19 protein-coding genes and 3 tRNA genes are annotated in these 21397 nt (G+C 55.4%); 12 read left to right on the top strand and 10 right to left on the bottom strand.

Translation table 11 applies throughout. The features are described 5' to 3' along the window. The first annotated feature begins 103 nt into the window (after positions 1–103). From Q371_RS20040 to Q371_RS20025, 4 genes are all read left to right on the top strand, one after another. Positions 104–1858 (top strand): ABC transporter ATP-binding protein, encoded by a 1755-nt coding sequence (locus Q371_RS20040; protein ID WP_034343897.1) that lies wholly within the window; start codon positions 104–106, stop codon positions 1856–1858. 2 nt (positions 1859–1860) lie between these two features. Then, entirely contained in the window at positions 1861–3639 is a 1779-nt protein-coding gene (locus Q371_RS20035) for an ABC transporter ATP-binding protein (protein ID WP_034343895.1), read from the top strand. 646 nt (positions 3640–4285) lie between these two features. Further along, positions 4286–6682 (top strand): endopeptidase La, encoded by a 2397-nt coding sequence (gene lon / locus Q371_RS20030; RefSeq protein WP_034343893.1) that lies wholly within the window; start codon positions 4286–4288, stop codon positions 6680–6682. 159 nt (positions 6683–6841) lie between these two features. Beyond that, on the top strand, positions 6842–7219 hold the full coding sequence (locus Q371_RS20025; RefSeq protein WP_034343890.1) for a hypothetical protein: 378 nt from the start codon (positions 6842–6844) through the stop codon (positions 7217–7219). 59 nt (positions 7220–7278) lie between these two features. Here Q371_RS20025 and Q371_RS20020 read toward each other — a convergent pair whose 3' ends face one another. From Q371_RS20020 to Q371_RS20010, 3 genes are all read right to left on the bottom strand, one after another. Beyond that, positions 7279–8220 carry a dienelactone hydrolase family protein gene (locus tag Q371_RS20020; protein WP_051964889.1) on the bottom strand — a complete coding sequence of 314 codons (942 nt, stop codon included), beginning with the start codon at positions 8218–8220 and terminating at the stop codon, positions 7279–7281. 159 nt (positions 8221–8379) lie between these two features. Then, the gene (locus Q371_RS20015; protein WP_051964886.1) at positions 8380–9000 is read right to left on the bottom strand and encodes an HD-GYP domain-containing protein; all 621 of its coding nucleotides are present in this window, start codon (positions 8998–9000) and stop codon (positions 8380–8382) included. Between the two features lie 707 nt (positions 9001–9707). Then, positions 9708–10190, bottom strand: a complete 483-nt coding sequence (locus Q371_RS20010; RefSeq protein ID WP_034343887.1) for an Lrp/AsnC family transcriptional regulator — start codon at positions 10188–10190, stop codon at positions 9708–9710. Positions 10191–10282: 92 nt separating this feature from the next. Between Q371_RS20010 and Q371_RS20005 the strand changes: the two genes are divergently transcribed. After that, positions 10283–11173 (top strand): EamA family transporter, encoded by an 891-nt coding sequence (locus Q371_RS20005; protein WP_051964884.1) that lies wholly within the window; start codon positions 10283–10285, stop codon positions 11171–11173. Positions 11174–11199: 26 nt separating this feature from the next. After that, positions 11200–11697, top strand: coding sequence for a GNAT family N-acetyltransferase (locus Q371_RS20000; protein ID WP_034343885.1), 498 nt, complete (start codon positions 11200–11202; stop codon positions 11695–11697). An 81-nt stretch (positions 11698–11778) separates the two neighbouring features. On the opposite strand, the gene Q371_RS19995 is transcribed toward Q371_RS20000, so the two are convergent. Continuing rightward, positions 11779–12345, bottom strand: a complete 567-nt coding sequence (locus tag Q371_RS19995; RefSeq protein WP_034343882.1) for a hypothetical protein — start codon at positions 12343–12345, stop codon at positions 11779–11781. Positions 12346–12349: 4 nt separating this feature from the next. Beyond that, positions 12350–13048 (bottom strand): SIR2 family NAD-dependent protein deacylase, encoded by a 699-nt coding sequence (locus Q371_RS19990; protein ID WP_034343880.1) that lies wholly within the window; start codon positions 13046–13048, stop codon positions 12350–12352. A gap of 201 nt (positions 13049–13249) precedes the next feature. On the opposite strand from Q371_RS19990, the gene Q371_RS19985 reads away from it, so the two are divergent. The 5 genes from Q371_RS19985 (at position 13250) to Q371_RS19960 (ending at position 18284) form a co-directional block, all read left to right on the top strand. Further along, the gene (locus Q371_RS19985) at positions 13250–13942 is read left to right on the top strand and encodes a hypothetical protein (RefSeq protein ID WP_157442838.1); all 693 of its coding nucleotides are present in this window, start codon (positions 13250–13252) and stop codon (positions 13940–13942) included. 365 nt (positions 13943–14307) lie between these two features. Beyond that, positions 14308–16143 (top strand): ABC transporter permease, encoded by a 1836-nt coding sequence (locus tag Q371_RS26100; RefSeq protein WP_051964882.1) that lies wholly within the window; start codon positions 14308–14310, stop codon positions 16141–16143. A gap of 97 nt (positions 16144–16240) precedes the next feature. Continuing rightward, positions 16241–17548, top strand: a complete 1308-nt coding sequence (locus Q371_RS19970) for an RNA-guided endonuclease InsQ/TnpB family protein (protein WP_034343872.1) — start codon at positions 16241–16243, stop codon at positions 17546–17548. A gap of 61 nt (positions 17549–17609) precedes the next feature. Next, positions 17610–17858, top strand: a complete 249-nt coding sequence (locus Q371_RS19965; protein ID WP_084571560.1) for a KTSC domain-containing protein — start codon at positions 17610–17612, stop codon at positions 17856–17858. 216 nt (positions 17859–18074) lie between these two features. Next, the gene (locus Q371_RS19960) at positions 18075–18284 is read left to right on the top strand and encodes a hypothetical protein (RefSeq protein WP_034343869.1); all 210 of its coding nucleotides are present in this window, start codon (positions 18075–18077) and stop codon (positions 18282–18284) included. A 101-nt stretch (positions 18285–18385) separates the two neighbouring features. On the opposite strand, the gene Q371_RS19955 is transcribed toward Q371_RS19960, so the two are convergent. Beyond that, positions 18386–18808, bottom strand: a complete 423-nt coding sequence (locus Q371_RS19955; RefSeq protein WP_034343866.1) for a universal stress protein — start codon at positions 18806–18808, stop codon at positions 18386–18388. Positions 18809–18948: 140 nt separating this feature from the next. On the opposite strand from Q371_RS19955, the gene Q371_RS19950 reads away from it, so the two are divergent. Further along, positions 18949–19845 carry an AEC family transporter gene (locus Q371_RS19950; RefSeq protein WP_034343863.1) on the top strand — a complete coding sequence of 299 codons (897 nt, stop codon included), beginning with the start codon at positions 18949–18951 and terminating at the stop codon, positions 19843–19845. A gap of 48 nt (positions 19846–19893) precedes the next feature. Here the strand turns inward: Q371_RS19950 and Q371_RS19945 are convergent. The 4 genes from Q371_RS19945 to Q371_RS19930 all read right to left on the bottom strand — a co-directional run bounded on the left by Q371_RS19945 (position 19894) and on the right by Q371_RS19930 (position 21025). Next, positions 19894–19970: transfer RNA gene (locus Q371_RS19945), tRNA-Arg, on the bottom strand. A 27-nt stretch (positions 19971–19997) separates the two neighbouring features. Further along, positions 19998–20088: transfer RNA gene (locus Q371_RS19940), tRNA-Ser, on the bottom strand. Positions 20089–20109: 21 nt separating this feature from the next. Next, positions 20110–20197: transfer RNA gene (locus tag Q371_RS19935), tRNA-Ser, on the bottom strand. A gap of 252 nt (positions 20198–20449) precedes the next feature. Next, entirely contained in the window at positions 20450–21025 is a 576-nt protein-coding gene (locus Q371_RS19930) for a 5-formyltetrahydrofolate cyclo-ligase (protein WP_051964881.1), read from the bottom strand. Positions 21026–21397 lie beyond the last annotated feature (372 nt).

The following is a 21397-nucleotide window of genomic DNA, read 5'->3' as shown; positions in this document are numbered from 1 at the left end:
AACGCACCCAGAGTCGATTAGACCATTGCATCAGGTGTCTTTGGCCTCACACTCTTTTAAGCTGGGTTTAATGCTGTTGATCCTTGCAGCTTGAGGAGTGTGTATGCAACGTTATCTCAAAATTCTCGGGCAGTACCTCAGCCCCCTGAAAGGCAAAGTGGGCCTGCTGCTGGTGGCCATGCTGATCGGCATTGGTCTGCAACTCTGGATTCCGCAGATCACCCGTGACTTCATTGATGCTGCCACCCAAAAGGCCTCGGAAAGCACCCTGTTCCGTCTGGCCGTGATGTTTCTGGTGTTTGCTCTGGTCAATCAGGGCCTCAGCGCCCTCTCCACCTACCTGAGTGCCGACATCGGCTGGAGTTCCACCAACCAACTCAGGGTGGATTTGTTCCGCCGGGTGATGCGTCTGGACATGCGCTTCCACAAAGACCGCACCCCCGGAGAACTCATTGAGCGCATCGATGGGGATGTGACCAGCATTTCCAACTTCTTTTCGCAATTTGTGGTGCGGGTGACCTCCAGTGCCTTGCTGGCTCTGGGCACCCTGGCTTTGCTGTGGCGTGAAGACTGGCGGGTGGGCTTGATCATCACCGCTTATGTGGTGGTGATTTTTTTCGTGCTGCAAAGGCGTTCTCAGGTGGCAGTCCCGGCCACCCGACTGGAACGCGAAGCCAGTGCCAGCATGTTCGGTTTCATTGAGGAACGTCTGGCCGGACTGGACGACATCCGGGCCAACGGTGCCGGCCGATACACCATGAACCGCATGCACCACGTTGCCAGAGACTGGTTGGACAAGAACCTCAAAGCCTGGTACATGCGCTCCACCATCTGGACCAGCATGATGGTGCTGTTCTCGCTGGGTTACTGCCTCACCCTCGGGGTGGGGGTTTACTTTTTTCAGCAAGGGTTGATCACCCTCGGCACCGTGTACCTGTTTTTCAATTACATGCGGATGCTGGAAGCCCCTCTGGATGAAATCACCCGCCAGATGCAGGAGTTTCAGAAAGCCAGTGCAGGCATTTTGCGTGTGGAAGAACTGCTGGAAGAAAAGCTGGACATCGAGGACCACGGCACCCAGAGTTTGCCTTCTGGCGCACTGAGCGTGGACTTTGATCAGCTCACTTTCGCTTATGGGGACCATCTGGTTTTGAAAGGCCTGACCTTCCAGCTCAAACCCGGAGAAGTGCTGGGCCTGTTGGGGCGCACCGGAAGTGGGAAGTCCACTCTGGTTCGCTTGCTGTTCAGGCTGTACGATCCCACCACCGGAACCCTGAAACTGGGTGGTCTGAACTCGCAGGATGTGCCCCTCAAGGACCTCCGCCAGAAGGTTGGGATGGTCACGCAGGACGTGCAACTGTTTCACGCCACCATCCGCGAAAACCTGACTTTCTTTGACCCTTCCATTCCCGACAGCAAGATTCAGGCGGTCCTGAAAGACCTCGGGATGGACCAGTGGGTGGATGCCCTCCCTGAAGGACTGAACACCAAACTGCAAGCCAACGGAGCAGGCCTCAGTGCCGGAGAATCCCAACTGCTGGCCTTCGCACGGGTGTTTTTGCAGGATCCCGGTCTGGTGATTCTGGATGAGCCTTCCAGCCGTCTCGACCCGGCCACCGAACGCCACCTGAATCAGGCGATCCAGAGGCTGCTCTCGGGCAGAACGGGCATCATCATTGCCCACCGTCTGGACACCGTGGAACGCGCCGACAAGATCATGGTCCTGTCTCAGGGAGAGATCCTTGAATTTGGTGACCGTGAGGACCTGAAGCGCGACCCTCAAAGCCGTTACGCCCGCATGCTCAAAGTCAGCAAGGCCGACAACCTCGAAGCCGAGCTGGAAAAATTGGGAGTTTGACCATGGCCACACAAGCACCCCCCAGACGCACCCTCACCACCTGGCAGTACATGCGCCTTGTGCTGTCTTACCGGCAGGGACACTTCATCTGGAACGTCATCACCTGGACGGCGTTTCATGCGATTCCGGCCAGTTTCGGCTGGTTCTTCAAACTGATTTTTGACAAACTCTCGGGTGAGTCTCCTGCGGGCCTCAACATCTGGACCCTGATTGCCCTGCTGGTCACGGCATACATGGGCCGGGTGGTGGTGTTCCGCTACGCCTTCGACACCTTCAGCAAGTACTACCTGATGATCACCGCTTACCTGCGGCGCAACATGATGGACCACCTCCTGAATGCCCCGGGTTCCCGCCTGATGCCCGAGTCCAGCAGCGAAGCGGTTTCCCGTTTCCGGGACGATGCCGAAGACGTGACCCGTTACGCCGAAAACTGGATCGACGTGTGGGGCATCATGCTGCAGGCCCTGATCGCTATTGCCCTGCTGTACACCGTGGATCCGTACATTGCCGCTCTGGTCACCACCCCACTTTTCCTGATGACCTTCCTGATGCGCCGCCTGTCCCCGATCATCCGGACGTACCGCAGGCGCATGCGTGAAGCCACCTCTGCCGTGACCGACTTCATTGGTGAGTCTTTCCATGCCGTGCAGGCCGTGAAAGTGGCTTCCAAGGAAGAAGCGATGTCCCAGCACTTCGAGACCCTCGGGGAAACGCGCCGCAAAGCGGCCCTCAAGGATGTGCTGCTCATCGAACTGATCCGCAGTGCCAACACTGGACTGGTGAACATCGGCATGGGTGTGGTCCTGATGCTGGCTGCCTCCAAAATGGCCTCTGGCAACTTCACGGTGGGGGATTTCGCTTTGTTCATGCAGTTCCTGCCCAGCATCACCGGATGTCTGACTTTTCTGGGCGATGTGATGGCCCAGCACAAACGGGTCCGTGTGGCCTTCGACCGCATCGAACACGTCCTTCAAGACGCTGAACCTGAGGACATCGTGAACCGCACCCCTCTGGAATTCCTCGGTGAGATTCCCGAGTATGTGCCCGGAGCCCGCGAGTACACCCCTCTGGAGGTGCTGGAGGTGCATGATCTGGCCTACCAGTATCCAGAGTCCAGCAGTGGCATCCAGAACATCACTTTCACAGTCAAACGCAATGATTTTGTGGTGATCACAGGTCGAATTGGGGCAGGGAAGACCACCTTGCTGCGTGCATTGCAGGGTTTGCTGCCCAGAGATGCCGGAACCCTCCTCTGGAACGGTGAACCTGTGGAAGATCCAGCCACTTTCTTCACCCCTCCGCACTCTGCTTACACGGCTCAGGTGCCCAGACTGTTCAGCGAAACCCTGCAAGAGAACATTCTGCTGGGAGACCGCAGAAACGCTGCTCTGGACAACGCCCTGGATCTTGCTGTGATGGGACCAGACGTGACCACGCTGGAATCCGGCTTGGAAACCATGGTGGGCACCCGAGGGGTCAAACTCTCTGGCGGGCAGGTGCAAAGGGCCAGTGCAGCACGCATGTTCACCCGTGAAGCCGACCTCCTGATCTTCGATGACCTGTCCAGTGCCCTCGACGTGCAAACCGAAAAGCAACTCTGGGACGGTCTGTTCCAGTCCAGAGCGGTCACCTGTCTGGTGGTCTCCCACCGCCGGGTGGCGTTGCAACGGGCCAGCCACATCATCGTGCTGAAAGACGGCCAGATTGAGGCGCAGGGCAGCCTTGCAGAACTTTTGCAGAGCAGTCCAGAGATGCAGAAACTCTGGGATGAAGACGCCTGAGAAGCTTGCAGAAGGCAGAAGGCAGAAGGCAAATGTAGGGGCGCAGCGTGCTGCGCCCAGAGTCAGAAATCTCAGACGTACGTTGTAGGGATGGGTGTGCAGAGGGACCGCTTTTTGCACAAGGCCCAATGGTCAGCATCTCTCCATCCGCCTTTTTGCTGTTGTTGAACAGCAGAAAAGTGTTTTATTGTAAGCGTCATGAATCGGCAGGACACCACCAGAGCACACCACTGGCCTTGGGCCTGTGATGAAGGTGCTCTGGGTTGCTTTTCAAGCGTGTCATGATGGAGGTAGGAAAGGCTGTTTTTTTGCATTGGAAGCGTATGGGAGCAGGAATCATCTTTTTTGGTATATGAGAAAAATCCCTGAAATGGGCCAAGTAAACTTGAGTCAAGCATGCTCAAGTTTGTTTATAGAATGAGACCCAGATCACAGCAGGGTTTCAGGCACCAGAGTAAGATTTGAACATGCATCACACCGGGTGCGTTGTTCAGATTTTCCCTGAAAGACCAAAACCAAATCAGGGACACTGTAGAGCAGCACACCACCCAACCGTCAGAAGACTTACCCAAGCCAGCCCTTTTCAGGTGTTAATGTAAAACCACCACACCTGACCCCCCTAGGGTGCTTTTTCAAGGAGAGACACATGATCTGGGAACTTCCCGTAATCGCACTGAGAAACACGGTGATCATGCCTGGCACCACCGTCAACATCGATGTGGGCCGCGCCAAGAGCAAGCGCGCCATCGATGAAGCCCAGGCCAGCGACAAACGGGTGATCTTGCTGACCCAGAGAGACCAGCGCACCGATGACCCCCTCGGCGAAGACCTGCACAAGATGGGCACTCTGGCCGTCATCAAACAGGTGGTTCGCCTTCCTGACAGCACCCTGCAAGTCCTGATCGAAGGCCTTGAGCGTGCCGAAGTCACCGAATACCTGCCCTCCCCCTACCTGAGGGTCAATGCCGAAACCAAACCCAGAGACCTCGGAGACGAGCGCGTCACCCAGGTCCTGTTGCCCGAAGCCCGTAACGCCTTCGAGGAGTACGTCAAACAAAACAAAAACCTGCGTCTGGAGAGCTTCCAGCTTGAAAACCTGCGCTCCCTGACCGATGCAGGCCTGTATGCAGACCTGTTGACCCACCACTCCACCTGGTCTGTCGATGAGAAACAGGCCATTCTGGACGCTGTTCCGGTGTCCAACCGTGTGGAACTGGTGCTGAAAAACCTCAACCGCGATCTGGAGCGTTTCAATCTGGACCGCCAGATCGCCCAGCGGGTCAAAGAGCAGATGGACCAGAACCAGCGCGAGTACTACCTGCGCGAGCAAATGAAAGCCATTTCCAAAGAACTGGGCAATGGCGAAGAAGGCCCCGCAGAGATGGACGCCCTGCGCGACCGCATCATGAAGGCCGGAATGCCCGAGAAGGTGCAGGAGAAAGCCCTCAAGGAGCTGGCCCGTCTGGAGCGCACCCCCGGTGGCAGCCCTGAAGGCACCGTGATCCGCAACTACATCGACTGGCTCTTGGACGTGCCATGGACCAAGTCCGACGAGGAAATCCTCGACATCAAGCGCACCCGCGAATTCCTTGACGAAGACCACTACGGTCTGCAAGACGTCAAAGAGCGCATTCTGGAATTCCTCGCCGTTCGCCAACTGCGTGCAGGCAAAGAAGACAAGAATGACCGTGAACTGCGTGCCCCCATTCTCTGTCTGGTTGGCCCTCCCGGTGTGGGTAAAACCTCTCTGGGCAAGAGCATCGCCCGCAGCCTGAACCGCAACTTCGTGCGGATGGCTCTGGGTGGGGTCCGTGACGAGGCCGAAATCCGTGGTCACCGCCGCACCTACATCGGCTCCATGCCCGGACGCATCATTCAGGCCATGAAACAGGCCGGAGTGGTGAACCCCGTGATCCTCCTCGACGAGATCGACAAGATGAGTGCCGACTGGAGAGGCGACCCAGCTTCTGCCATGCTGGAAGTGCTGGACCCCGAGCAGAACAACACCTTTCAGGACCACTACATGGAAGTGCAGTACGACCTGAGCAACGTGATGTTCATCACCACAGCCAACAGCCTGTCCACCATTCCCCGTCCTTTGCTGGACCGCATGGAAGTCATCCAGATTCCCGGTTACACCCTCGAAGAGAAGGTGCAGATCGCCAAGCAATACCGTCTGCCCCGTCAACTTCGTGCCCACGGTGTGGAAAGCAAAGTCGAAGTCACCGACGGTGCCCTCACCCGCATTTCTCAGGAGTACACCGCAGAAGCCGGGGTGCGCAACCTCGACCGCGAAATCTCCAAGCTGGCCCGCAAAGCCGCCCGAGAACTGCTGGAAACCCCCTGGGACGACACCAAAGTGATCGATGCCCCTCAGGTGCCCGATTACCTCGGGGTGCCCCGCTACCGCCGCGATGAGATGGAACGCGAGCCTCAGGTGGGTGCCGCTCAGGGCATGGCCTGGACTGCCGTTGGAGGAGCCCTGCTGGTTGTGGAAGCCCTTGCCACCCCCGGAACCGGAAAAGTCAGCCTGACTGGATCTCTGGGCGACGTGATGAAGGAATCTGCGCAAGCTGCTGTGGCTTACCTGCGTGCCCATGCCACCAAGTACGGTGCAGACCCCGAGTTCTACAAGAAACTCGACATCCACCTGCACTTCCCCGACGGAGCCACCCCCAAAGATGGCCCGAGCGCTGGCATCACCATCGCCACCGCAGTGGCCAGTGCCATCACTGGACGTCCGGTGCGCATGGATGTCTCCATGACCGGCGAAATCTCCCTGCGTGGCAAGGTGCTCAGGATCGGCGGGGTCAAAGAGAAACTGCTGGCTGCCCACCAGGCCGGAATCCGCACGGTGATTGTGCCCAAGGACAATGAGCCCAACCTCGTGGACATCCCAGAGAGCATCCGCAAGGAACTCAGAATCATTCCGGTGGCCACCGTTTCTGAAGTGCTGGACCTCTTGCTGCTGGACCGTCCCAAAGACGCTCCTCCAGTGATTCCTCCCCAACCCAGCCCCGATCAGCCTTCTGCTGGCGCCTGATTCCTTCTGAAACCTCAAAATCCCTGACTCCGGTCAGGGGTTTCTTTTTTGAGCGAAACACCAAAATTCGCCTTGTGGCATTTTAGAAAAGTTCAAAACCAGTCCAAAAAGGTGTTTTTGCCCTTTGTTGTAAAGTTACATAAAACTTACAATTGACCTATGCGAAGAGAATTTCAGCAGGAGCAACAGGAACAGGAAGCCCCCAGCCTGCACCTGCCAAGGATCCTCACCCTTGCCGTTGCCTGCACGGTCTGGATGGTGTTTTTCCTGTGGTATTGGGGACGCATTCCGGCACTCGAAGACTTTCTCAGGCAAAATGCCACCCGCCATGAGGTGTTTGAATTCCTCTGGAGCACCTACCCATGGGGTGGAGGGCTTTTCATTGTTTTGATGCTGGTTTTTCTGCTCACAGAAAACGTGCGCAAGCAGACCTCCCTGTACAAAATCGGGGTGAACCTGTTTCTCGGGCTTTTTGGAATCGGGCTTTTTGCTTATGTGCAGGCCCTGTTCCCAGCAAACCTGCAAGGGCTCACCTGAGAACAATCCAGAGAAAGGAGGCCACCTTTCAGTGACCTCCTTTGTGGATGTGGTTCAAGTCATTTCAATTTGCCATTGAAAAAATTCAAGGTGGCAGCATCTGCAGCCGTCTGGGCATCAAAATCCGCCTGTGTCCACTTGCTTTCGGTGGTTTTGGCCTGATCAAAGCTGTGCTGTGCTCCAGAGTGGACGGTCATGGAGAAATCCACATTGGGGCTCAGCAGTTTGGCCCGGTCCACCCTCTGGGTGCAGGGGTAACTGGCTTTGCTGTCGCCCAGATACAGAGGGTCGATGGATCCGTGCCAGATGCGCAAGGGAGCGTAAGGCACGTAGGTGCTCTGCGCCACCCCTCCGTAAGATCCGTACAGGCCACATCCGGGATAGAAGGCCACCCCGGCCTTGAAAGCTGTGCTGTTCCAGGTGTTGCTGGCCAGAGCAGACAGTGTGGCAGAAGCACCGTTGGACCATCCCAGCAAGCCCACTTTTTGCACGTTGACCCAGTTGCCGTAGGTGTTTTGCAAGAAGGTGTACCCGGCGTAAGCGTCCAGAGGACGGTCGGTCACTTCAGAGATGCCGGTCACGCTCGGGTCAAGGTCGCACACCCCATCGAGGTTGTTTCTGGGGGTGAAACTGTCCACCAGCAGGGCCACGTATCCATTGCTGGCCAGACGTTTGCCCCATGCAGTGAACAGGCTGCCTACCACGTAATTTCCATTGGCGTCGGTCACCAGTTTGCCGTCTTTGCGGGACCAGATGCCGCTGCAGCCGTGCATCATCACCACAGCAGGCAGGGGCTGGGAAGGGGCCACATTGCCGGGGAGGTACAGCTTGCCGGTCAGGGTGATGTTTTGACCTTTCCAGGAAGGACCCTGAAAAGACACGTCTTTGACCTGAACGGTGACGTTCTGGGGCTGAACACTGGCCTGTGGCAATGCATTGGTGCTGGAGCAAGAAGCCAGCAGGGCAGAAATGAGGGTGGCAGAAACCATGATTTGACGCATATCAACAACTCCTTGGTGGGTGTGGGGAACTTCAGGCATCCAGACCTGTGAGACATGCAGGCCCATGGGGATGCGGTTTGGGGTGCAAAAAAACGGACCCCTGAAAAAGCAGGTCAACGTTTTGGGTTTGGAAGGGACAGCAGAATCAGAACAGAAGAATCAGGCCAGAGGGTATTCGGTCATGCAGGCTTTCAGGAAGGCCTGCACCACCTCTGGATCAAATTGTTTTCCAGATTCGTTTTCAATGTGTCGGATGGCATCTTGCACGTTCCATGCCTGTTTGTAGGTGCGTTCGCGGGTCAGGGCGTCGAACACATCGGCCACAGCCACAATGCGGCCTGCCAGAGGAATGTTCTTGCCTGCCACAGCCAGAGGATACCCTGTGCCATCGAAGCGCTCGTGGTGGGTCATGGCGACCTGTGCAGCCATGGCGAACACCGGACTTTGCACGCATCCCAGCACCTGCATGCCAAACAGGGTGTGCTGGCGCATCAGGCGGGCTTCTTCAGGTGTCAGGGGACCGTTTTTGAAGATGATGCTCTGGGGCAGGGCCATTTTGCCAATGTCGTGCAGCAGGGCTGCCTGACGCAGTTCTTCGCATTGCAGGGCAGACCAGCCCAGTTCTGCAGCAATTTTGACCGACCAGCGGGCCACACCTTCGGCGTGCCTGACTTCTTCGGTGCTCCAGAAGCCCATCAAGGTGAGCCAGGGGGTGCACCCATCGAAGTCCATGGGGGGGAGGAAACGAAACGTGCTGTTCAATTCTGACAATTCCAACATTCCAAACCAACTCCGCGTCTCAGTTCAGGCGTGGCCACTTGCCTGTACCTTACAGTCTGAAGATCAGATCTCTACAAAGTCTCTACGGAGGGAGAAGGCAGAGGGTTGCCTGTAGAGGGATCGGGTGACCAGGAAAAAGGGCGTACGACCTGAGGGAAAAACTGCTTGCACCACTGTCCTGATCCAGAGGCTTTTGGCGTGCATCACGCTCTTCTCTGGATGTGATCACAGTGTGCATGAACACCCCTGAACAACCCCTGAACGCTGTTCATGAACGTTCATGCTGCCTGATGTCTGAACTGAGTCTAAAATGTATGGATTTTCGAGAAACAGGTTTTTAATGTTCTGGACGACATTCAGATTTCTGTCAGATTTTGGGTTCTGGTGGTAGGGGACTCTGGGTTGGGGAGATCCTGTATTGACACCCTGGGGTCGGCGTAAAGTCACTGTTTGGGCGATGCAAACAGCGAGAGCGGTCAGCCATCAGTGATCAGCAATCAGCCAAGAGGAAATCTTTCTTGATGCCTTTTGACCTTATCAGCCGAGTGGCTTTCATTTTGCGTCTTTTTGTTTTGCTGTTGTCGAAAGCCAAAGCCTCTGGGTGGGCTTTGGCTGACGGCTGAATGCTGAATGCTGAACGCTTTTTCCGATGATATGCCAGAGGTCAGACTTTAGGCTGACCCTGATTGACACCCTGAGAAGACCTCTCAGGATCCCTGTTTTTTGCTTTGTTCGATCAGGTGGTCCACCGGTCCATGCTCCACAGATTTCTCCAGCACCAGAGAGGTGTTCAGGGTGCCATGCATCGAAAGGTTGCCCAGCAACTTTTGCAGGTGCTCGGTGTTCCTGAGCATCACCCGGAAAATGTAAGAGTCCGATCCGGTCACGTTCCAGCACTCCAGCACCTCGCTGTGCCCGCGCAGCAACCGATTGATCGCCGACCAGCGTTCACCGGGGGCCTGCATGCGGATCAGCACCTCCAGATCAAACCCGAGTTTCTTGGGGTCCACCTCCACACGGTAGCCCCGAATGACTTCACTGGCTTCCAGTCTGCGCACCCTTTCGGTGACGGCAGCCGTGGACAACCCCACCCTTTTCCCCAGTTCGGTGAAGGTGATGCGGGCATTCTGGTGCAACTCACGCACAATTTTCAGGTCAATCGGGTCAAGTGTTGAAACATTTTCGGCCATGTTGGTATTTTGACCGAAAAATCCGGGTGAAATCCAGAAAACACCCCTAAAACTCCATTCCAGAGTGAGGCATTCCTGCCTAAAATGCCAGCATGATCCTTTCGGGCACCCTGCGAAAACCCACCAACCTTGTTCCACTTGCCCTTGTGGCGGTGTACCTGATCTGGGGCAGCACCTATTACGCGGTGCATCTCACGCTGGAAAGTTTTCCGCCTTTTCTGCAAGGCGGGGTGCGGTTCACCCTTGCGGGTTTGTTGATGGTGGGCATCACTTTGCTGCAAGGCAAAGCCATTCCCAGCAGAAAACAACTGTGGAATGCCTTCGTGGCCAGCATTTTTCTGGTGGTGATCGGACACATGCTGCTGGTTTACGCCCAGCAGTGGGCCACCAGCAGCATGACCGCTCTGGCGGCGGCAACCATCCCCTTCTGGAGCACCCTCTGGGGCCTCACCCGCAAGCAGAAACCCAACCGGAATGACCTGATGGGACTCGGGCTCGGGTTTGCAGGCATCGTGTTCCTGAATCTGGAGCAGCCCATGGCCGCCACCCCTCTGGGCCTGATCTGCCTGTTCATCGCTCCGGTGGTCTGGGCTTACGGCAGCATCTGGCTCAAAGGCAAAGACACCCCCGAGACCTTCACCCTCAACAGCTACATGATGCTGTTTGCTGGGCTGCAAAACTTTGCCATCAGCCTCCTCCTTGGTGAACACATGCTGAAAATGCCCACCCTGCACACATGGGGGGCTCTGGGTTTCCTGGTGGTGTTCGGCAGCATGATTGCTTACACCGCGAGTGCTTACCTGATTCAGAACACCCGTCCTGCCATTGCCACCAGTTTTGCTTACGTGAACCCGGTGATTGCCTTGCTGCTTGGGGGTTTGCTGGCCGGAGAAAGCCTCCCCCTCAAAGGCTGGTTGGCTGTGGGTCTGATCATCGGTGCTGTGGCTCTGGTGGTGCTCAAACCTTTTAAAAGAGGTTCCTGAGGCCCACAATCTGACATACTGAAACCATGGAAGTGAAAACCGTGACCCGAGCAGACGCCCCTCTGTTCAGACACTACCAATTGACAGACGATGACCGGCGTTTTACGGCCCACCCCAGAGACACCCTCGACGACTTCTCCATCGACCCTGAACGCAGGCACTATGCGGTGGTTCTGGAAGACCAGCCAGAGAAACCCATCGGTTTTTTTGTGCTGCACGGTGGAGAAACCATCAAATCCTTTGCCTACAGTGACCACAGCGTGCTGTTCCGGGCATTCTCCATTGACCACCGTGAACAGGGCAAAGGATACGGCAAAGCCGCCATGCTGCAAGCTCTGGAGGTGGCCAAACGGGATTATCCGGAAGCCACTGAAATGGTTCTGGCGGTCAACAACGGCAACCACAAAGCCCAGAGCCTCTACGAGAAACTCGGGTATCTGGATCAGGGTCGGACGCGGATGGGACCGCATGGACCGCAATTGTTGTATTACTACCCTCTGAAAGAGCCGAGAGCCGAGGGCTGAGGGCCGAGAGCACCACAAAAAGGTGATTGAAATTCATCTCCAAACAACCTGTAGGGGCGAGGCATGCCTCGCCCTTCATTTTCATTTCAAAGCTTCAGGATCATATTCTGACAGGTAAGCCAAGCCTGCACCTTCACCGAAAACGGGATCCTTTCTCTGTCTTTGTGAACTTCTCCAGATGTCCATTTGAGGAGACACATCTCGGAAACGAAGGAATTGCCCTCCCTGAAAGTACAATTCCATAAAAGTGTGGTATTTCCAGAGGTGGCAGTAGCCTTCTGGCACCTGACGTTCAAATTCGAACCCATCACCCATCAGGATGCTGCCAGTGAAATCCAGAGGATGATGTAATTGCTGATACATCGAACCTGTGATTTTGCGGATGCGTGCAGGAACAAGATCCACCTCTGTTGGCATCACGCCACAAAAAGGTACAGGTGGATCTTGCCGTCCGGCCAGCACCTCATGGAGCACCAACTGATGCTGTTCAATGGCAAAAGTGGCCTGATGTCCTCTGTATGTTGCAGTGCTGTGCAGGTTGGGTTTGAAGGGAAAAATGGACGCATCAAAAACAGGTCTGCTCGAAGCAGCAAGGACGGCATACACCCGACCCTGAAAAACAAAATGGTCTTTGGCTTGAACGGTCATGAATTCACCTCAAAAGTTGTTCCACCAGCCTTGGTACACCCAGAGTCGCCTTTTCCTCAATGCTGTACAGGTTCTTGACTTTGGGCACTTCGGGAATCTGTGGGTCAATGATGCATTTGCGGACCTTTTCAGGAACGTGGTAAATCAGGGTGGCTGCTGGAGTGACCATCAGGGAAGTGCCGACCACCAGAAAGAAATCGGCAGTCTGGCACAGGGCAGCGGCATTTTCCATCTCTGGGACCATCTCGCCAAACCAGACGATGTGTGGACGGAGTTGCGCCCCGAGTTCACAGGTGCTGCCCACATGGATTTCGTGCGTTTCAGGGTCGATGTCCTGAATGTCGTAAATCAGATTGGGATCCTGTGTGGAGCGCACTTTGCGCAGCTCTCCGTGCAGGTGCAACACACTGCTGGAGCCTGCCCGTTCATGCAGGTCGTCCACGTTCTGGGTGATGATGCTGACCCGGTGCTTTTGCTCCAACTGGGCCAGAGCGAGGTGTGCAGCATTGGGCTGGGCTTGCAGGGCCTGTTTGCGTCGTAAATTGTAAAAATCCAGCACCAATTGGGGGTTTTTGCGAAATCCAGCAGGGGAGGCGAGGTCTTCCACAGAATGGGTTTCCCAGAGCCCCCCGAGATCACGGAAGGTTTTGAGGCCCGATTCTGCGGAAATGCCTGCGCCGGTCAAAACAACAATGTGCGCCATAATGACCCACTTTAAGGGCGTGTTGTCTGTGATGGATGGGTGTTCTGGCCTACCAGACAGGGATCCGCCAGAGTGCTGAGCCGGGAAACACAGGGTTTCTCTGGCTGGTTTTCAGGGAGTTTGCCGGGGGGATGAACCACGGGTTTGGCCTCAGGCATCTCTGCGATTTTTTTTGAACACGGTCCAAATAGGATGTGGGCCATGGGACATCGCGCCAATTTCATTCTTGTCAAAGATCAGGAAACCCACTGTTTCACAGACCGCTGGAGCGGCATTCACATTCCCAACCTGACCTTCTGGGGTCCAGCCTTGACCTTGCAAAACCTCAAGTTGACCGATGCGGTCCCTGTGGAGTTTCTGCGGGACAGCCTCTGGTGTGAGGGGGCCTTTTTGCTGCACTGGGACCTCAAGACCCTGGTGTTCTGTTTTGATTACTGGTCCACCGATGCTGAACCGGTTTACGGTTTGCAGGGCCAGCAGTACCACTGGGACATTTTCACGGAATTTCCAGTGATGCTGTCTTGCTACATGGAGTTGCTGCAAGCGGCATGGGAAGGTTGGACCGTCAAGTTTGCCAGCAGTGTGCAGTTCGCCTGCCCGGAAAGTTTGCAACTTGATCCAGAGCGCATCGAATCCCGCGACCTGCCCGATGTATCGGGCCACTGGCTCAATTGCCCTCTGGACCAGCACGGCATTTACCTGAAGTTCGCAGAACTGCTGTTGAAAGACCACCGTTTTGATGTGGTGACCGCACTTGAGCCCCTGCTGGAACATCCTGCGGGATGGCAGATGGCCAGCGATCTGCTGAAGCCTTCAGGGGCCTCTGTTTCTGCACTGGAGCGTGCTCGGGTCATGCGCGAGGTGTTGCAGAAGGTGGGGGTTTTGGCAGAGTGAGTGTAAAGTTTCGGGTTTGGCTCCTCCTCTCACAAAAGCGGTCAGCCATCAGCATTCAGCCATCAGCACAAAGCGCACCTCTTTGCTTTTGCATCCACAGAGAGAATGTTAAAATTCCAATGCAAGACACAAGCTTTGTTCCTCATGCTCTGGCAAAAGATTCTTTCACTGACTGCTGAAAGCTGAGGGCTGATGGCTTTCTCAGGCCACATGAACAGATTCAGAATTTGTGCTCGGCTGGTGTGTTTTCATGGGTTGATTAGACAGGTTGGGGCTTTCAAAGTGCGTCAGGTGTGTCTGCACATTGTGCACAAACAAGCGGTTTACAATGGGCGCAACCCTTTCGATTCCCCAGAGGAGACCCGATGCTGAAAGCAGACCGTCCAGCCCCCGTTTCTTCCACTGCCACAGACAGGCGGGCATGGGTGCCTTACCTGTTCATCGCACCCTTTTTTGTGTTTTTTGCCCTGTTCTGGATGTTTCCTTTCCTGTTCACGGTGTTCAGTGCCCTCACCAACTGGGCCGGAGTGGACAACCTCAACCCGGTGCGGTTCACCGGATGGTCCAATTTCGATTACTACCTGCAAGACGAACGGTTTCTGGGTGCTTTAAGGCGCTCTTTCACAGGTGCCCTGCAAACCTCACTCTGGCAGCATCTGTTTGCCATTCCTCTGGCCTTTTTGCTCACGGTGGGCTTCAAGCGCTGGAAAAGCTGGGTCAGTGCCATCTACTTCCTGCCCTACATCACGGCCCCTCTGGCGATTTTCTTTCTGTACCGCAGTTTCAATGAACAACTGGTGCAGTTCAGTGTGCAGATGGCCGAAACCATCACCCGCATTCCAGTGGTGGGGGTGCACTTGCAAAGCTGGGTGTTTCAGAACATTTTCACCCTGCTGAACATCCTTCCGGACATCTGGCAGTACATCGGCTGGAATGTGCTGCTGTACCTGATGATCATGAGCACCATCCCCAAAAGCCTCTTTGAAGCCTCCAGACTGGACGGCATCACCCTCTGGCAGCAACTGCGTTTCATTGTGTTTCCCTTGATCCGCCCGATGGTGTTCTTCGCCCTGAGCATGAGTTTCTTGCAGCAACTGGGCTTTTTTGACACGCAGGGGTCCAGCATCAGTTCGTTCATCCAGAGGACCAGTGCCTTCAACGGCGATTTTGGGGGCGGTTCGGCCATGAACCTGATGCTCTTTGGCTGCATGATGCTGTTCATTGGGGTGGCTTACCTGCTGTTTGGCAGAGGGGCCAGCAGCATCGAACTCTCGTGGCAGATGGAAGGCAAAGCCAAAGACCATCCCTTCAAACCTTATGCCAGAGTGATCCTCGGGATGTTCTTGCTGCTGGGATGTGTGCTGTCCATCGTGCCTTTCCTGCAAACCTTCTTCTGGGCCACCCAGACCGATGGGGAATTTTACCGCGTGCCTCCACTGTTCGGGGTGGGAAGCAACACCGCAGCCAACTTTCAGGACCTGAAAGACAACATCCCCTTGCTGCGAAGCCTCTGGAACACCCTTTATCTGGCAGGGGTTGCCACACTGGGCACCTTGCTGGTCAGCAACCTTGCGGGCTACGCTTTTGCCCACCACCAATTCAAATACAAGAACCTGCTTTTTGCCGTGGTGATGTTCAGCATGCTGTTTCCGCCCACGGTGAATGCCATCCCCACCGCCATCCTGATGAACACCCTCGGATGGGCCGGAGATCCCCGTTCCCTGTGGGTGCCCGCTCTGGTCAGTGGCTTCAGTGTGTTCCTGATGCGCCAGTACATTCAGGCCAGCATCCCCAAAGAAACCCTTGAGGCCGCCAGAGTGGATGGTGCCGGAGAATGGATGATCTTCTGGCGCATCATCTTCCCCCTCAGTGCCCCTGTGCTGACTGTGCTGGCCCTGATCCTGTTCGCCAACCACTGGAACAGCTTTTCGCTGGCCCTCGCCACCTTCCGCAACACCGAAGAATACGTGATCCAACAGGCCGTGCGCAGCCTGGAGCGCATGGACGGAACCCACAAAGGGACGCTCTACATGGGCATCAGCATCTCCACGCTGTTTCCTCTGGCCCTGTACATCCTGAGCCTGAAAAGCCTGATGCTGTTCACCGGGGGCGATTTGCGAAGCCGGGTTCCCAAATTTGCCAGCACACCCGAAGATGAAGCAGGGCAGGAGGAGACTTCACAAAAAGGGGGTCCGGGGTGAGAAGCCCAAGGTTTGAACCATGGGAGGCAGAACCCCGGCGGTGCAACTGCGCCGATTGCCATTGCCTGATGTTCACATAACACGGTATACTCCTTATGTGAAGTTGACGCTGACTGCCAAACTGAAGTTGTGCCACAGCAGGGAACAGAAAACCCTGTTGGATCAGGTGACTTTGGCTTATCGGGATGCGCTCAACTACACCTCCCAAAAGGCCTTCGAGATGGAGAAAACCTCCAATGCCGCCAAAATCCAAAAAGAAGTGTACGCAACCTTGAGGCAACGCTTCAAACTGGGTGCCCAAATGGCCTGCTCGGTTCCCCGTTACGTTGGAGCCACCTACAAGACCCTCTGGACCAAAGTCAAACAGAGTCAAGTCGCGCGTGAACTCAACCCCAAAGCCAGACGGTACAAGGGATTGGACAACGCGCCCAAGTTTGTTTCCCGCACCCTCAGCTACCAGTACCAGCGTGATTACTCATTCAAGAAAGGCCAGCAGGTCAGCATCATGACCTTGCAAGGCCGCCTGGTCCTCGCCTACGAAGGCCAGGCCAAACACCTTGAGTCCATCACCAACGGTGCTGAAATGGGAACGGGAAAACTCTGGTACAACAAAGCCAAAAAGCAGTATTACCTGCTGGTTCCCCTGACCATTGATCTGCCTGACCCTGACCCCTCCACCCACAAGCAGGTGGTGGGGGTGGACGTGGGCATGCGCTACTTCGCCACGGCATCGAGTACCTCTGGAAAAACCCTCTTCAAGTCGGGCAAAGCAACCCTGCGCAAAGCGGAGAGATTCGCTAAAGCCCGCAAAAGTCTTCAGCAAAAAGGCACCCGTTCCGCCATGCGCCGTCTGGTGATGTTGTCGGGAAGGGAAAGACGGTTTATTGCTGACACCAACAGTTCTCTCGCCGCTCAAATCCTCAAGACCTTCCCCCAAGCTTTCATTGGAGTTGAAGCACTGACTGGAATCCGTGATCGCATCGAAAGACGCTCCAGACCCAACAGTTCTGAAAAGCAAAGAAAGGCCAACCGGAGACGTACAAGGTGGAGTTACGCTGAGTTGCTGGGCTTCTTGGCGTACAAAGCTCCATTGCGTGGGTCGATGGTGGTGAAAGTGGATGCCCATTACACCAGTCAAACCTGCCCGAGATGTGGACATTGCTCTCGGGGCAACAGGCCTGAGAAGGGCTTGATGTTTGGGTGTGAGAGTTGCGGGTATCAACTGCATGCGGATCTGGTGGGGGCAAGGAACGTAGGACTGAGGGCATTGCTGGTCCGGCAAGACTGGGCCAGTACGGGGTGTTTGTCATGCATCCCTGATGTGTCGGACATTGAGACCAAAGTCGAGCGCCTGAAAAGGTACTCGGAGTTGCGGTGGAGTCCAGATGCAAGCCAACGGCTTTAGCCATTGGTCATGACAGACCTGAAAATGCACAGGCGTACACTTAAAGCACAGGGAGGTTTTCATGAAACGTGAACCCGTGACCTCAAGCGTGATCAAAAGTGCAGGCTACGATCCCCGAACCCGAGTGCTGGAAATCGAATTCCACAATGCCAGTGTTTACAGGTATTACGATCTCGATGCACAGGGGTATCAGGCTTTTCTGGAGGCCCCATCCAAAGGCACCCACCTGAATGAAGTCATCAAAGTCAATTGCATCTACAATGAAGTCACCAGCGGTCTGGAAACACAAGATCATCCCCATTTGATGTAAAGATTTGATGGCATTTATCAGAAGAATAAAAAAGCTTTCTTCCCGAGGAAGGGTTTTGGAAACAGCAGATTCATTTGAATCTGCTGTTCACTGTTAAATGCAACACATGGCCTCATGGCATTCATGAAGGTTGGAACACATGATTTCTGACAATCTGGACAGAATCTCGGGGGTACCATCAGGTCAACGCTCGAGATTTTCATGAAGGAGGTCCCTATGGCAGTGAACAGCAGCCCTGGTGCTTCATCTGAAGAAAACCAAAACAAAGTCAGTCCCGTTGCCGAAAGAGACAAGCATCAGACTGAAAATGAACAGTGGAATCAAAATCAAACTTTCTCCAATGCTCAAGACGATCAGAAAGGAGACCGTCAGAACGACAGCACTGACCCTCAGCTTTTTGGTGAAGAAGGGGCAGGCAAAGAATAAAAAGTTCATCACACACCTTCAAAGTTCCTCAATCAAGCTGCATGACACACCACCCCTCTGAACTTCAGAGGGGTTCTTTTTGGCAGGATTTGCCATTGGGTTCAATCGTGGCTGGGAACCACCATCACAGGAACCGGGGTTCTTTGCATCACACCCTGTGCCACGCTGCCCAGAAAAAACAAATTCAATCCTTTGCGGGCATGGGTGCCCATGAAGATGTAATCGGCACCAAACAGTCTGGCACTCTCCACGATGGCCTCGACAGGATGCCCGACCACCACTTCGGTTTCCATGTTGGCCCTCTGGGCCTCTTCAAATTGAGCGAGCACCTCGTCCTGAAAGTGCTTCTCCGCATCTTCACGGTTGGCCTGAATGCCCAGAGAAGCCTGATAGGGCAGAGAACGCACCTCGGGGTTGAACACATGCACCAGTTTGATCTGGGCCTCGGGCATCAATTCTCGGGCAAGTTTCAGGGCTTTGTGGGCACCTTCAGAAAAATCTGTGGGAACCAGAATCCGGGTCATGGTTGTGCCTCCTATGGGTCCATTGTGCATCTTGCGCCCCAAAAAAGAAGGGAAGAATGTCGCAGAAGTGGCCCCTTGAAATGTGCCAGATTGTCGAGATGACCTGTTTTGTGTCTTCAGGACAGGGGGTAAGGTGACCCATGACCACCCTGATGCAAACCCTTCCCATGATCCTGATCTTCCTGATCGGTCTGGTCATGCGGCGCAACAACATCCTGTCCGTCAGGGATGGTGAGGCCCTGCTGAAACTGGTGTTCAACGTGACGGCCCCGGCCCTGTTCATTGCCTCCATCAGCGAACTTCACATCGGTCACGACCTGCTGCTTTTGCCCGTCCTGTCGGTGGTGATGTTTTTCGGGATATACCTGATTGCTCTGGGAACCGGGAAACTGCTCAAATTGCCCAGAGCTTCATTTGGCACGTTCCTGTTGGGTGCATCCATCATGAACATCGGCTTTGTGCTGCCTTTCTTTGTGGCGGTGTATGGCATCAAAGAAGCAGGCCGAATTTCTTTTCTGGACCTCGGAAACGCTCTGGTGGTGTTCACTTTTGGGTATGCTCTGGCTGCCAGAATGGGCCAGCACGAAGTCCAGCAGAAGATGCACAGCAAGATTTTGAAATCTCCGCCGATCATTGCCATTTTTGTGGGTTTGCTGCTGAATGTCCTGCACATCCCTGTTCCAGAGCCGATCATGAACACCTGCAACATGCTGGGCATGGCCACCCTGCCCCTTGGGATGCTGTCTCTGGGGATGTTCTTCAATCCACGCCTCAGCAACCTGCCTGTGACCTTCATGGCGGTTTTCATTCGGATGCTGCTGGGTTTCGGGCTGGGCTACCTGATGGTGCAGGCTCTGGGCCTGACCGGGATCAACCGGACCATGCTGTTGTTGGCTGCAAGCGCACCCGCAGGCACCAACACCCTGACCTTCTCGGTGTTGGAAAAACTGGACACCGAACTGGCCTCCAGCATCGTGTCCCTGTCCATTTTTCTGGGTTTGATGGTGGCCCCACTGATTTTGATGCTCGGGCAGTGAAGTGCAGATGCAAAGCAAAACCCCCCGAGATGTCTCGGGGGGTTCTTTTGGCGTGGCTGGGAGGATTCGAACCCACGACCTTCTGATCCGTAGTCAGACGCTCTATCCAACTGAGCTACAGCCACATTCCTTTTTCAAAACGCCAACCAAATTGGCGGAGAGGGAGGGATTTGAACCCTCGGTACCCTTTTGGAGTACGTGCCCTTAGCAGGGGCATGGTTTAAGCCACTCACCCACCTCTCCAAGGACCCTTGGAAACGTCGTTGGCGGAGGGAGAGGGATTCGAACCCCCGGTAGGTCGCCCTACAACGGTTTTCAAGACCGCCGCTTTAAACCACTCAGCCATCCCTCCAGACCGGATATCCAGCTTCGTCTTGGCGACCAGCCTCAGACGCATGGAGAAGTATACGGAAGTCAGAAGGTTTTGTCAACACCCTGAGGTGCCGAGGGCCCAGAGCCGAGGGCCGAGGGCTGAAAAGCATCTTCCAGCACAACTCAAGGCCCCTCCCCGTCACCAGAGGAAAAAGGTCAAAAGGGTGTGAGGTCAAAGCAAAACACAGCACAAAGTGGGTGTGCTGTGTCTCTGGGTGGGATTCTGAAAACTTTAAAACCCCGAGTTGGTCTCCGTGAGGCCATACTCCGTGACGATCCATTGAACGGGCAGATCGTGCTGCTCGTGGGGCAACTTCTTGACCAGCAAGGCGTCGGAGGTGACACCGACCAGTTTGCAGTCTCTGGAGAGCCCAGAGAGGAAACGGTCGTAGTGGCCCATCCCGTAGCCCAGACGGTAGCCTTGGTGGTCGAAGGCCAGACCGGGAATCAGGACCAGTTGCAGCACCGAAGGGTCCTCCTCGGGGGTGCCGGGTGGGGGTTGCAACATCCCGAGGGCATGGCGCAGGGTCGCGGTTTCCCATGGGTGGATGGTCATGTGGGGCTCGGGTTCGGTTTCGGCTTTGGGGACATAGAAGCTCACATCAGGGAGCAGTTTGGGCAGGCGTTCAAGGCTGATTTCGCTGCCAAACGCCTTGTAGGTCAAGACATGCTGGATGTCCTGATCGTAAATCCACTGGGCGAGGTGCTGGATGATGTCGTCGGAAACATCGGGTGTGGCCTTGCGGGTGCTTCTGGCCCATTTGCGCCAGTCCTGCTTGGCCGATCCCTGTGAGGGCATGCTGTGCATACAGAAAACAGTATAGCTGAGGGCCGAGGGCATAGGGCCGAGGGCTTGAAAAGCTTTGGCTTAAGCGTTAAGGTGCAGCACGCTGCGCCCCTACAGTGCCCCTTGACCATTTTATTGACGTACAGCACGATGCTCTCGGCTCTCGGCTCTCGGCTCTCGGCTCTCGGCTCTCGGCTCTCGGCTCTCGGCTCTCGGCTCTCGGCTCTCGGCTCTCGGCTAGCCATGCCTGGCCCCTACAATGTCCTGTCCCTCTGCGCTTTCTGCCCTTGTTTGCAACACCATCCGCCCCATTTCCCCGCTTGCTTTATGATGTTCACCATGAGTCTTTCTTCTCAGCCCCTGATCGGGGTCGTCATGGGCAGCAGGTCGGAT

This window comes from Deinococcus misasensis DSM 22328 (assembly GCF_000745915.1).
Lineage (GTDB): Bacteria > Deinococcota > Deinococci > Deinococcales > Deinococcaceae > Deinococcus_C > Deinococcus_C misasensis.
The sequence above is the reverse complement of the archived record's forward strand: the minus strand, read 5'-3'. Positions and strand labels throughout refer to the sequence as shown.